The sequence below is a fragment of the Lichenihabitans sp. PAMC28606 genome, from assembly GCF_020616535.1.
GTDB classification, from domain to species: domain Bacteria; phylum Pseudomonadota; class Alphaproteobacteria; order Rhizobiales; family Beijerinckiaceae; genus Lichenihabitans; species Lichenihabitans psoromatis.
Window position 1 is genome coordinate 296,605 of record NZ_CP085136.1, and the last position, 13,329, is coordinate 309,933.

Genomic DNA, 13,329 nt, shown 5'->3' on the forward strand with positions numbered 1-13,329 from the left:
GATGAGCGGAAGCGCGCGGCGCGAGCGTCGCTTTCTTTTCATCCGACACGGGGAAACCGACTGGAACGCCGAAGGCCGGCTGCAAGGCCAAAAGGACATTCCGCTCAATCAGGTCGGCCAGGATCAGGCTGCGTCGTCGGGCAGGCGAGCGCTCGGCGTCGTCAAGCGTGACGGGGCCGACCTGTCGCAGTGCCGATTCGTGTCCTCGCCACTCGGGCGCACCTGCGAAACGATGCGCCTCGCGCGTTTGGCCATGGGGCTCGATCCCGACATGTTTGATCGCGACGAGCGGCTGCGCGAATTTTCCTTCGGTGAATGGGAGGGGTTGACCTGGGCTGACGTCAAGCTCCGATGCCCCGACCTGATCCGCGAGCGTCGCCGCGATAAATGGCATTTCGTGCCGCCGGACGGCGAAAGCTACGCCATGCTGGCCGAACGCGTCAGGCCATGGCTCGACACCCTCTCCAACGGCGAGATCGTGGTTTCGCATGGCGGCGTGGCGCGAGCCCTGATGGTGCTGGTCGGCGGACTATCGACCTTGGCGGCCCCAAATATCGAAATCACGCAAGGTCGGGTGTTGAAGTTCGAGCGCAACAGTTTCGCTTGGGCTTAAATCTTCCCGTGCATCCATGATGCGCCGATCGGCGGCATTCAGGGAAAGTTCAGACGCAAAAGCGTCTTTGACAGGGGATGCCTCATCCGATCGGTGAACTGAGCGGTGGCAATTTGGCGGCAGTGGCGCCTTTTTACGAGCCGCGAATCGGTTTTCAATTGCTATAATCTGGGCCGGTGCAATTGCGGTCATGTTTGATCGGTAAGGCGGCATACCCCTCAAGGGGGTGCGATAGGGCGCAATGAGGTGGGCAGGAGCCATTCGAGGTTTCAACTCAAAGCCGCTCTCGGAACAAAGGGGCTGAGGCAGGTCGACGACGCTCGATCTACCCCAGGACTGAACAGCGGGCCATGATGTCGATAGCAGAGATGAAGATAAGCCCGGCCGAAGCGTCGGACGGCGTTGTGCGAACTCTGGATTCGTCGCTGGAGCCATCGCGACTGGTCGGTCCGCTCAAGCCCGACTTCATTCGAGACGAACTTCTCTGCGAGATTTTTGCGTCGGCCGTGGCCGCAACCCCCGACGCGATTGCACTCCGGTCGGGTCGTTTGACGCAGACCTACGCCGAGGTTGACGCGCTTGCGACCGGCATCGCTCGGGGCTTGCTCAAGCGCGGCCTCCGTCCCGGCAAGGTGGCCGGGCTCTGGATGGGACGCGGACCGGATCTGCTGATCAGCCAAATCGCCATTGCCAAAACCGGCGCGGCTTGGCTGCCGTTCGATGCCGACGCACCGGTCGATCGCATTGCGACCTGCCTCGGCGATGCCGAAGCCGTGCTGCTGCTCAGCAACGACGCTTATCGCACCAAAGCGGGCGGCGCGATGCCGTGCCCCATCGTGGTGGCTTCCGACCTCGTCGAACCGGACGATCGTTCGGTCGTCGATGCGCGGGCGCTCGGCGCGACTTCCGCAGATCCCGCCTATCTGATCTACACGTCCGGCTCGACCGGCGTGCCGAAAGGCATCGTGATCACCGGCGCCAATATCTGCCACTATCTCCGGTCCGCCAACGATCTCTACCGGATCGAACCGACCGACATTGTTTTTCAGGGCGCCTCGGTCGCGTTCGACCTGTCGATGGAGGAGATCTGGATCCCGTATCTCGTCGGCGCAAGCCTGTTCGTGGCAAGTGCCGAGATGCTGGGTGAGGCCGACAAACTGCCCGACCTGATGAGCATGGCGGGCGTGACGGTTCTTGATACGGTGCCGACGCTGCTGGGGATGATCTCGCAGGATATTCCGTCACTGCGCCTCATCATTCTGGGTGGGGAAGCCTGTCCGCCCGTCATTGCCCAGCGCTGGTGCCGACCCGGTCGCCGCATCTACAATTCCTATGGTCCGACCGAAGCGACCGTGGTCGCAACGGCCTCCGAGGTGCGGATCAACGAGACCGTCACGATCGGCGGCCCGATCGCCAACTACACCTGTTACGTTGTCGACGATCACATGACCCTGCTGCCCCGTGGCATCGAGGGCGAACTCGTGATCGGCGGCCCCGGTGTCGCAAAGGGGTACCTCAAACGCGACTCGCTGACGGCTGAAAAGTTCGTCGCTAATCCGTTTGGGACCGAGAACCACGATCCGATTCTCTATCGCTCCGGTGATGCGGTCGTGATGGATCGCGCCGGCAAGATCGGGTTTCGAGGTCGTATCGACGACCAGGTTAAGATCCGCGGCTTCCGCGTCGAGCTCGGCGAGATCGAAGCCAAGCTTGCCGCTCTCCCCGGTATCGCGCAAGTGACGGTCGTGCTTCGCACCGACGATGGCATCGACCAACTCGTCGCCTTCATCGTGCCTCATCGGGCCGCACCAAGCGACAGTCTTGACGCCAAGCATCTCCGTAGCGTGCTGCGGGATGAACTTCCGCCCTACATGGTGCCGGCTCGTTTCGAAATCGTCAGCGATCTACCGCGCCTGTCCTCCGGCAAGGCTGACCGTAAGGTGCTGCGAAGCGTAGCGCTGACGACACCCGTGACGGTCGAGGCGCAGGAAGAGCCGCGGAGCGACACAGAAGCCAGCCTTCTGGCCGCCGCCAAGCAGGTGCTGCCGCCCCAGGCGATTCCGTTCGATGCCGACTTCTTCACTGATCTCGGTGGCCATTCGCTGCTGGCGGCTCGTTTTGTTTCCGTCGTCCGACAGATCCAGCATCTCTCAGGCTTGACCCTGCAGGACATGTATAAGCTGCGGACGCTGCGGGCGATTTCGGCCTCGCTCGATGCCAAATCGGCACAGCAAGGCGGCGTCCGCGATCTCGGTTTCGAGCCTCCCAGCCTGCGGCGGCGCTTTCTCTGCGGGCTGGCGCAAGCCGCGGTGCTGCCGCTCATCATCGCCTTGATGACCTTTCAGTGGCTCGGCGTTTTCATCAGCTACATGCTTCTGACTGGCAGCGATGCCGGCTTCTTTGAGGAAGCCGCATCCCTGATCGGCATCTATATGCTGATCAACGTCGCGACCGTGCTGTTCGCGATCGCCGGCAAATGGCTCATTCTCGGCCGCATGAAGCCGGGGCGCTATCCGCTTTGGGGCGTTTACTTCTTCCGCTGGTGGGTCGTGCAGCGCCTCGTGTCGCTGACCCATCCGAAGTGGATGCAGGGGTCGCCGGTCATGCGGACCTTCCTGCGTGCGCTCGGCACCAAGGTCGGACCCAATGCCATTATCGGCGATATCGACATCGGGTCCTTTGACCAACTGTCGATCGGCGAAGACGCCAGCATCGGCGGCAAGGTCAAGTTCAACAATGCCCGGGTCGAGGGCAACCTGTTCATCGTGGGCGAGATCTCGATCGGGCGCGACACCTATATCGGCACCTCCTGCGTGATCGAGGAAGATGTCGTCGTCGGCGAAGGGGCCGAACTGAAGGATCTGACCGCCATCGCGGCGGGTGGACGCGTAGGCGACTGGCAGGTGTGGGACGGGTCGCCGGGCCGGCAGACCGGAACCGCGAGCCGGGCCGAACTCGATGAGTTGCCGACCGCATCGCTAGGCCGACGCATCGTGCAGGGGCTTCTCTATGTCGTCATGTTGCTGGTCATTCCGCCGCTTGGCCTAATCCCCATCTTCCCGGCTTTCTGGGTGTTCGATCAGATCGATAGCTGGATCGACGTGCCGGAGGTCGACCGTCTCACCTATTTGGCATCGCTGCCGATCCTCGCTTGGCCGACGGCCTTTGCCTTGGTGCTCGTCACGGTCGCGTTCATTGCGGCGATCCGTTGGATCGTGCTGCCGCGTGTGAGCGAGGGACGCTATTCGGTTTATTCCTGGTTCTACATGCGGAAGTGGATCGTGGCGCTCTCGACCGAGATCACGCTCGAAACGCTGAGCTCGCTCTTCGCCACCGTCTATATGCGCGGGTGGTATCGGTTGATGGGCGCCAAGATCGGCAAGGACGCCGAGATCTCGACCAATCTGTCGGGGCGCTACGACCTGATCGACATCGGAGAGAAATGCTTTATCGCCGACGAGGTCGTGCTCGGCGACGAAGAGGTTCGCCGTGGCTGGATGATCCTGAAGAAGGTCCGGACCGGCGCTCGCGTCTTCATCGGCAACGATGCCGTCGTGCCGATCGGGGCCGATATTCCGGACGGTGCGCTGATCGGCATCAAGTCGAAGCCGCCGACCAATGAGGAACTCAGCCCGGGTGACACCTGGTTCGGGACGCCACCGATCAAGCTGCCGGTGCGGCAGCGGTTCGACGGTGGCGGCGCGAATTGGACCTACGAGGCGCCACGCTGGAAAAAGCTGATGCGCGCGGTTTTCGAGGCCGTGCATATTTCGTTGCCCACCATGCTGTTCATCGTGTTCGGAACCTGGTCGGTCGAATTGCTCGGGCCGAAGCTTCTCGATGGCCGCTACGGACAGGTCACGCTGCTGTTCATCGGTGTCTCGCTGCTGATCTCCCTCACCATGACGGCGGTGGTGATCCTGGTGAAATGGGCCACAATGGGCCGTTACGAGCCGACCGTGCAGCCGATGTGGTCGTTCTGGGCGATGCGGACCGAAGCCGTTGCGGTCATGTATTGGGGACTGGCCGGCAAGGTTCTGCTCGACCATCTCCGTGGGACGCCGTTCCTCCCCTGGATGCTGCGGCTGTTCGGCGCGAAGTTTGGAAAGGGCGTCTATCTCGACATGACCGACATTACGGAATTCGACTGCGTCACAGTCGGTGATTTCGTGTCGATCAACGCGCTCGCGGCTCTCCAAACGCATCTCTACGAGGACCGCGTCATGAAGGTCGGCCGTGTCAATATCGGCAATGGTGTGACGATCGGGGCGGGGTCGACCGTGCTTTACGACACGCATGTGGGTGACTTCGCGCGCCTTGGCCCGCTCACTCTGGTCATGAAGGGCGAGTCCATTCCGCCGCACACGGAATGGGCCGGCGCGCCGGCCGAGCCGAAGGACCGCCCTGTGGTGGTGGTTGAGCCCAAGCGAGCCGCGTGACAAGAAAGGGATGTTGAGTGAAATAACGAACGCGGCCGGGCGATCGGTCGCGTTTCAGGCGAGCCTTCATGTCACATAACAGCTTCGGTCATCTGTTTCGGGTCACGACGTTCGGTGAGAGCCATGGGCCTGCCCTGGGCTGTGTCGTCGACGGTTGTCCGCCCGGCCTGATCTTGAGCGAGGCCGACATCCAGGGCTTTCTCGACCAGCGTAAACCCGGCCAGAACCGCTTCACCACCCAACGGCGCGAGCCGGATCTCGTCAAGATCCTGTCCGGCACCTTTGCGGACGGGCGTGATCGACCGGCCGTCACAACCGGCACCCCGATCGCGTTGATGATCGAGAATGTCGATCAACAGTCCAAGGACTATTCGGACATCGCCGCGAAATATCGGCCGGGACACGCCGACTACACCTATGATGCGAAATACGGCATTCGGGACTATCGCGGCGGCGGACGCTCATCGGCACGTGAGACGGCGGCGCGGGTCGCGGCCGGCGCGATCGCCCGCAAGGTGGTCAGTTCCGTCACGATCCGTGGGGCACTGGTCCAGATGGGGCCGCACCGGATCGATCGCGCTCTGTGGGACTGGGACGAGGTCGGCAATAACCCATTCTTCTGCCCCGATCCGAAAGCTGCGGCGTTCTTCGAAACCTATCTCGACGAGGTGCGCCGCGATGGCTCTTCGGTCGGCGCCGTCATCGAGATCGTGGCTGAGGGCGTGCCGGCCGGGTGGGGCGCGCCGATCTATGGCAAACTCGATTCCGATCTCGCGGCCGCGTTGATGAGCATCAACGCCGTCAAGGGAGTCGAAATCGGCGACGGCTTCGCGGCTGCGGCCTTGCGGGGCGAAGAGAATGCCGATGAGATCCGGCGCGGGGCCGATGGCCGACCGCAGTTCCTGGCCAACCATGCTGGCGGCGTCTTGGGCGGAATTTCGACAGGGCAGCCGCTGGTTGCGCGCTTCGCCGTGAAGCCGACCTCCTCGATCCTGGCGCCACGCCAAACGGTCGACCGAGACATGGCCGAAACCGAGATCATTACCAAGGGGCGCCACGATCCCTGCGTCGGGATCCGCGCCGTCCCGGTCGGTGAAGCCATGATGGCTTGTGTCCTGGCCGACCATTTCCTCCGTCATCGCGGCCAAACCGGGACGTGAGTCGTCCGAAATGTGGTGGGGGTCAACGTTCGGCGGCTGAGCTCCGCACTCTGACCGGGGGGCTGAGGCTCAGTCGAGCCCGGCCTCCATCAAGCCGAGCACGTGGGCCGCAGCCGAGTCCGTCAACCCGTCGAGATCGTAGCCCCCCTCGAGCACTGAAACGAGCTGCCCGCCCGCGTGTTTGTCGGCCACCGCCATCAGGGCGCGCGTGACCCAATCGAAATCGCTGGCTTCCAAATTGAGATTGGCGAGCGGGTCGAGCCGATGCGCGTCGAACCCGGCCGAGACAATGACAAGATGGGGCGCGAATGCGTCGAGACGGGGCAGGATGGCGCTTTCGATCGCCTCGCGAAAGGCCTCGCCGTCATCGCCCGGCTGAAGCGGTGCATTGACGATCGTGCCGTGGTCCCCGCGCTCGTCCGCTGCACCCGTGCCCGGAAACAGCGGCATCTGATGCGTCGAACAATAAAGCACGCTCGGGTCTGACCAGAAGATCTCCTGCGTGCCGTTGCCATGATGGACGTCGAAATCGACGATCGCGACTCGTTCGGCACCATGGATCGCTTGAGCGTGGCGAGCCGCGATTGCGGCCGTGTTGAAGAAACAAAATCCCATGGCGGTCGAGCGTTCAGCGTGATGGCCAGGGGGGCGCATAGCCACAAACGCATTGGCGACCTCACGCCGCATGACCCGATCGACCGCGAGACAAGCGCCGCCAGCAGCGTAATGGATCGCTTCCCAAGTTCCCTCGTTCATGACCGTGTCGGGATCGAGCCGGGTAGATCCTCCAGGGCCGGGGCGGGCGGCCGCGAGCGCATCGATGTAGGCGGCCGGATGCACTCGCTCGATCATCTCCCGCTCGGCACGCGGCGCAAAGACTCGAACGAGATCGTCGAAGGCCTCGTCGCCGAATCGTTTCATCAGCGCGCGCACGCGGTCCGGGCGTTCTGGATGGCCAGGACCCATATCATGCGCCAGACTGGCGGGATGACTGATCAGAGCGGTCTTCATACCGGGTCCTTTCGTCTGCTCTGGGGTGAGCTTGTCGCATTATGGCCACGGTCGACAGGTTCGTTTAGCAACATGTTGTTAGGAACTGGTCAATCGGGTCATCCGGACGTTACTCACAACAACGGTGTTTGTCGGTTGGTGGGTGTGCGATGTCCTGGATGAAAGTGGTCTTGGCCGCAGCGGTAGCCGCGACCCTCGGCGGGTGCCAATATACGTCCGTGCCCGACCCGCAGCTTTCGGCGCGCGACACCGAATATTTGGCGATGGTGCCGAAAGTCCAGACCGGGGACCTCACCTTCGAGCGTTACCAGGTGGATGATGAAACCGGGCAGGAGCCCGGTACAGTCGTGGTTGATTCGAAGCGCAATCTGCTCTGGTACGTGCTCCCCGGCAAGAAGGCGATCCGCTACGGCGTATCGACCGGCATGGAGGCTTATGGCTGGACCGGAGCCGCGACGGTCAAGCGAATGGCCGAATGGCCGAGTTGGATGCCCCCGGCCGATATGGTCAAGCGCTGGCCGCATCTTGCGCCCGTCGTGGCGATGGGCGGCCTGAAGGGTGGGCCCGAAAACCCGCTCGGCGCCCGCGCGCTCTATCTCTATGACCAGAGCGGCAAGGATACGCTCTACCGCATTCACGGCACCAACGAACCGGAAGAAATTGGCCGGGGCGTGTCGTCGGGCTGTATCCGGATGCGCGATATCGACGTCATCGATCTCTATAATCGCGTCAAGCTCGGCACCAAGGTCGTGGTGCTGTAAACGCTCTGCCGCTCGGAACGCAAGGAATCCGCAAGGAATTTTTGCAAAGCGTTGACGATGCTTGTTTTTTACGCATCGTCAACCAGACCTCTTAGGACATTGAACCCTCTCGGCAAGCGACACTCGGACAACAAGGAGGGAAACCCTCCAGGTCGCAGCAGGCGACGAGATGTTCTAGAGGCGTCGAAAATGTTCAACCCGCAAGCTCACGCGCAGGCCGATCACACGATATCCGGTCGCCCGGTCCATCTTCCGTCTCAGACGACGGATCGACGCGCCGATGGCCAGATACGCTCGGTGTCGCTCACACGCGACCTGGTGCGGATCGATCGGAGCGTGCTGGGCATCGCGATGCGGGTTGCCGTGCCGGTGCGGACCTATCGCGGCGTGGCGCTGTCGCTGCGGTCGAGCCAAGATGGTGCGCTCTCCTATCAGCTGCATCTGCTTCACCCGGACGGTGAGCTCTCGGTCGCGCTAGACGAAGCCGACCACGACCGGGATATCGTCGCGGATTGGCGACTGTGGAGCCGCTTCTTCCGGCTACCGGCACTCGTCGAACGCGAGATTGGCTTGATCGAGGAGGCGGATGTCGCACTCGGCACCGTCTTGCTCGGCGAAGCCCTTCCGGAGCGCCGGCCGAGCCGCTCGGTCTCAAAGCGGCGCCCGCGTTTCCTCCAGCGCCGGAAATCCGGCGTGATGTCCGCGGATCCAGTTGTTCATGGCGGCGAAGCCGAACTGATCGCGCGCGATTGACGCCTGCTCTTCAGCGACGACCGAACAGTCGCTCGATGTCGCTGAGCTTGAGTTCCACATAGGTGGGACGGCCGTGGTTACACTGGCCTGACCCCGGCGTGCGCTCCATCTCGCGCAACAGCGCATTCATTTCCTCCGGCACCAAGCGTCGTCCCGCCCGCACCGAATGGTGGCACGCCATGGTGGCGAGGACATGATCCAGCCGCCGCTCGAGCGGCCCCGCGCGCCCGTCCTCGGCCAGGATCGCGGCGACGTCGCGCACCAGGGCGGCGACGTCGCAGCCGCGCAGGTCTTGCGGGACCGCCTGGACCGCGACGGCTCCGGGTCCAAACCCCTCGAGCGTCAACCCAAGCTTGTCGAGCATCGGGGCAGCCTCGATGAGATCGCCACGCGCAGCCTCGTCGACCGGGACCACGATCGGCACCAGCAACAATTGCACCGCGATCCCGGATGTGGCACGGGCTGCCTTCATGCGCTCGTAGACAAGTCGCTCATGCGCGGCGTGCTGATCGACGATCACGACCCCATCCACCGTTTGCGCCACGATATAGGTCTCGTGCAACTGGGCACGCGCGGCGCCGAGCGGGGCTTCGCTATGTGACCATTCGTCCGACGCCGAACCGGCGTGACTGTGGTGCTCGACCCGCGCCTGCGGCGGAAAGAAAGGCACGTCGTCGCTTAGCGAGGCGGTGTCACGGCGGGCGCTCGAGGACCAGATTGGGCCAGATTGCGAGGCTTCCGCAAAACCTCCCGGCTGATGGGTCAGCGGGGCGGAAGGTGAAAGGTCCGACGACCAACGCGTCGCCGGAGAAGAGTTGCGGAACGGAGCGGCGGGCCGTCGCGCAAAGGCATCGCCCATGCGGGCGCCTCCTGTCGTGGTGGCCCGATGCAGCGCGCCCTCGATCGTCTCGCGCAGAGCGCCGACGAGCAGACCACGCACCAGACCAGGGTCGCGGAAGCGCACCTCAGCCTTGGCTGGATGGACGTTGACGTCAACAAAGTCAGGATCGCAGGTGAGGAACAGCGCCAGAACCGGAAAGCGGTCGCGCATGAGATGATCCGCATAACCGGCCGACACGGCACCCATCAGCAGTTTGTCGCGTACAGGACGGCCGCCGACGTAAAGATGCTGGCTCTCGCGATTGGCGCGATTGAAGGTCGGCAGCCCAATGAAGCCTGTCAGCCGGACGCCGTCGCGCGCGGCATCCACCGCCAGGGCATTGGCCGAGAACTCCTCGCCGAGGACTTGGGCCAGGCGTGTCAGCCGCCCCTCCGCACCCTCGCCGCACGGCAGCAGATCGAAGCCGGTCAGGTGGTCGCCACCGAGCCCGAAGCGGATGTCGGGATGCGCCATGGCGAGGCGCTTGACGGTCTGCGCCACCGTTTGGGCTTCGGTGCGGTCGGTCTTGAGGAATTTCAGCCGCGCTGGCGTCGCGGCGAATAGATCGCGCACCTCGATCGTGGTTCCGGGTGAGCGTGACGCAGGCTGCACGGGGCCGCGCCGCCCGGCATCGACCGTGATCCGATGCGCGGCACTTCCATCAACGTCGGTGCGCGCCCGTGTGACGATATCGAGCCGCGCCACCGATCCGATCGAGGGCAGGGCCTCGCCGCGAAACCCGAGGGTCGCGATCCGGGTGAGGTCACCATCGGGCAGTTTCGACGTCGCGTGACGCTCGACCGATAAGGCGAGGTCGGCGGCCGTCATGCCGATCCCGTCGTCGACGATGCGGATCAGCGCCCGCCCCCCCGCCTCGATCGTGACGTCGATCGAGGAGGCACCGGCGTCAATGGCGTTTTCGACCAGCTCCTTGACGGCGGAGGCCGGTCGCTCGACCACTTCGCCGGCAGCGATCCGGTCGATCAGGATAGGATCGAGACGCCGGACCGACATGTGTGACCTTTGAGGCTTAGAGACCGACCGGACGTCCCACGATTGTGACCAACAGGCCGCTTTCGCCGAACATCCGCTTCGCGGCGCGCTGCGTGTCTTCGAGCGTCACGGCATCGATCATCGGATTGCGCTGGTCGAGATGATCGACGTCGAACCCCTCGATCTGCAAATGAACGAGTTGGCTGGCGATCTTGAGAGAGGAGTCGAATCGCAACGCATAGGACCCGGTGAGATACCGCTGCGCTTTGTCGAGTTCGTCGGCGGTCGGGCCATCGGCCGCCAGTTTATCGATCTCGTCCTGGATCACCGAGAGCGACTCGGCTGCACGTTCGTTCTTGGTCGACGTGCCGCCCGAAAACAGCGCCGCGTGATCGAAAGTCGCGAGTTGCGAATAGACCGAATAGGCCAGACCACGCTTTTCCCGCACCTCACGGAATAACCGGGCCGAAAAGACACCACCGCCGAGCACGTGGTTGAGAACCACCGCCGCCATATGGTCGGGATCTTTGCGGGCGATACCGTTGCTGCCGAACCGGATCGTCGCCTGCGGGATGTCGAGATCGACGATGGTGCGTCCGCCCGTGGACGGCAGCAGCACGTCAGCAATCGAATGCAGAGTGGGGGCAGCCGGCAAGGCGCCGAACGCCCGATCCAGCAACAAGCCGAGCCGAGCCGCATCGATGGCGCCGACGACCGCGATCTTCAGATTCTGCCGCGCCATGCAGGCCCGATGCAGGGCGATCAGGTCGTCGCGGGTGATCGTCTCGATGCTCTCGAGCGTCCCGCGAACCGGCAATCCGTAGGGGTGATGACCGAAGGCCGCTTCCCGCCAAGCCCGACCCGCCAGAGCATCGGGATCCTTCGCGTCGCGCTTCAAGCCGGCGCCGATCTGGCCTGCGACCCGCTCGATGGCGTCCGGATCGAATCGCGGTTCATTGACGGCCAGCCGCAGCAGATCGACAGCCGCGTCGGTATGTTTCGACAGAGTCTTCAGGCGACCAGAAAAATAGTCGCGGTCCGCCGAGAACGATAATTCGATCGCCTTATCGTCCATAGCGCGATGAAAGGCTTCGGCGTCGAGGTCCGCGGCGCCTTCATCGAGCAGGCTGGCCATCATGGCACCGGTGCCGGGCTTACCCGTCGGATCCTGCGCCGCGCCGCCTCGGAAAGCGAAATCGAACGCGACGAGCGGAACCGCATAATCCTCGACGAGCCACGCTTCGATACCGCCCGGCGAATAGACCTTTTGCACGCTCGCGGCGCGTGACACGGGCTTGCTGGTCAGGATGATTGTCATTGTTGATTGTCCAGAACGCAACGCGACGAACGGCCTTGGCGGGCCGTCAAGCCTCTTGCTCTTCACCGGTTATCAGGAAACCCGTTACGGCGCGTCGCTTCAACAGCCACGCCGCAGCGGCATCGCGAACGCTCTCGGCCGTCACGGCTTCGATGTCGTCCGGCCAGCGCTCGACATCCTCGACTGTCAGACCAGTCGCGAGCGCAGCGCCATACCAACGCGCCAAGGATGCTTGATTGTCCTGAGCATAAACCGCGTCTGCGACAAGGCGGGTTTGAGCCCGGACGAGATCGTCGGCATCGACCAAGGTGGTCGCCATGCCATGAATGACCTCCTCGACGGCAGCATCGAGGTCGTCGAGCGTGGTGTCGGGCGTCGGGATGCCCCAAACGAAAAAGCGGGTCTCGTCGAGCGCCGTTCCCATGTAATAGGCACCGGCCGCGACCGCGATCTTGCGATCAAGAACCAGCGCTTTGTACAAAATGCTGGTCGAGCCGCCACCCAGCAGATGGGCCAGCACTTCGAGCGCCGCGGCAACACCGGGTTTGGCCGTGGTGTAGGACGGAACCATGTAGACACGCTGGGCGCTCGGCTGCTCGACCTTCGGGTCCGATAGCGTCACCAGTCTGTGGGCGCGAGGCTCCGGCTCCTGCTGGCGGCGACGTACGGGCTTGGCGCCACGCGAGGGGACCAAGCCATACGTCTCACGGGCCAGCATTTCGACGTCATCCTGCTCGACATCGCCGGCCACGATCAGGATGGCATTTTCGGGCGTGTAGAAGCGGTCGTAATAGGCCAGCGCATCGAAGCGATCGAGGCTTTCGATCTCGTGATTCCAGCCGATGATCGGCGTGCCATAAGGGTGATGCGAATAGAGCGTCGCCTGCACAGCCTCGTTCAACTGCGCGCCAGGATCGGTGTCGGTTCGCATCCGGCGCTCTTCCAGCACCACGTCGCGTTCCGGGTTCACGATCTCATCCGAGAGGACCAAGCCGGTCATCCGATCGGCCTCGAACTCCATCAGGACCCGGAGATGCTCCTTCGAAGCACGCTGGAAGTAAGCGGTGTAATCGGTTGACGTAAAGGCATTTTCCTGGCCGCCAAGTTCCGCGACAATCTCCGAAAAGGCGCCTTGCGGATGCTTGGACGTGCCCTTGAACATCAAATGTTCAAGAAAATGCGCGATGCCCGACTTTCCTGCTGGATCATCGGCTGACCCGTTCCGGTACCACACCATGTGGGTCACCACCGGTGCGCGCCGATCCGGGATCACGACGATTTCCATGCCATTCTCAAGCGTGGCATGCGTGATGCGGGGGCTGCCGCCTGGCATCTGAGTGACGGCCGAGGACGGATTAAGATCCAAGGACGTCGGCTGGCCTCGGTACGATGGGGAAACAA

9 protein-coding genes are annotated in these 13,329 nt (G+C 63.4%); 5 read left to right on the forward strand and 4 right to left on the reverse strand.

Annotation, left to right across the window (positions count from 1 at the left end; all coding sequences use genetic code 11):
* Nucleotide 1: 1 nt before the first annotated feature.
* The 3 genes from LGH83_RS01390 (at nt 2) to aroC (ending at nt 6,212) form a co-directional block, all read left to right on the forward strand.
* Nucleotides 2-613 carry a histidine phosphatase family protein gene (locus LGH83_RS01390; RefSeq protein ID WP_227400326.1) on the forward strand — a complete coding sequence of 204 codons (612 nt, stop codon included), beginning with the start codon at nt 2-4 and terminating at the stop codon, nt 611-613.
* A gap of 368 nt (nt 614-981) precedes the next feature.
* Nucleotides 982-5,052: a Pls/PosA family non-ribosomal peptide synthetase gene (locus LGH83_RS01395; RefSeq protein ID WP_227400327.1), complete on the forward strand. Its 4,071-nt coding sequence runs from the start codon at nt 982-984 to the stop codon at nt 5,050-5,052.
* Nucleotides 5,053-5,120: 68 nt separating this feature from the next.
* The gene (gene aroC / locus LGH83_RS01400) at nt 5,121-6,212 is read left to right on the forward strand and encodes a chorismate synthase (protein ID WP_227400328.1); all 1,092 of its coding nucleotides are present in this window, start codon (nt 5,121-5,123) and stop codon (nt 6,210-6,212) included.
* A gap of 69 nt (nt 6,213-6,281) precedes the next feature.
* Here aroC and LGH83_RS01405 read toward each other — a convergent pair whose 3' ends face one another.
* Nucleotides 6,282-7,223 (reverse strand): histone deacetylase family protein, encoded by a 942-nt coding sequence (locus tag LGH83_RS01405; RefSeq protein WP_227400329.1) that lies wholly within the window; start codon nt 7,221-7,223, stop codon nt 6,282-6,284.
* A 149-nt stretch (nt 7,224-7,372) separates the two neighbouring features.
* Here LGH83_RS01405 and LGH83_RS01410 point away from each other — a divergent pair, with 149 nt between their 5' ends.
* Both LGH83_RS01410 and LGH83_RS01415 read left to right on the forward strand, forming a co-directional pair.
* Nucleotides 7,373-7,984 carry a L,D-transpeptidase gene (locus LGH83_RS01410; RefSeq protein ID WP_131116009.1) on the forward strand — a complete coding sequence of 204 codons (612 nt, stop codon included), beginning with the start codon at nt 7,373-7,375 and terminating at the stop codon, nt 7,982-7,984.
* Between the two features lie 189 nt (nt 7,985-8,173).
* Entirely contained in the window at nt 8,174-8,737 is a 564-nt protein-coding gene (locus LGH83_RS01415) for a DUF6101 family protein (RefSeq protein WP_227400330.1), read from the forward strand.
* A 10-nt stretch (nt 8,738-8,747) separates the two neighbouring features.
* Here LGH83_RS01415 and mutL read toward each other — a convergent pair whose 3' ends face one another.
* Genes mutL through LGH83_RS01430 form a run of 3 tightly spaced genes read right to left on the reverse strand, consistent with a single transcriptional unit; the run spans nt 8,748 to nt 13,261 of the window.
* Entirely contained in the window at nt 8,748-10,631 is a 1,884-nt protein-coding gene (gene mutL / locus LGH83_RS01420) for a DNA mismatch repair endonuclease MutL (RefSeq protein ID WP_227400331.1), read from the reverse strand.
* A gap of 16 nt (nt 10,632-10,647) precedes the next feature.
* Nucleotides 10,648-11,928 carry a M16 family metallopeptidase gene (locus LGH83_RS01425; protein WP_227400332.1) on the reverse strand — a complete coding sequence of 427 codons (1,281 nt, stop codon included), beginning with the start codon at nt 11,926-11,928 and terminating at the stop codon, nt 10,648-10,650.
* A 46-nt stretch (nt 11,929-11,974) separates the two neighbouring features.
* Complete coding sequence (locus tag LGH83_RS01430; protein ID WP_227401683.1) at nt 11,975-13,261, reverse strand: M16 family metallopeptidase; 1,287 nt, start codon at nt 13,259-13,261, stop codon at nt 11,975-11,977.
* Nucleotides 13,262-13,329: the final 68 nt, after the last annotated feature.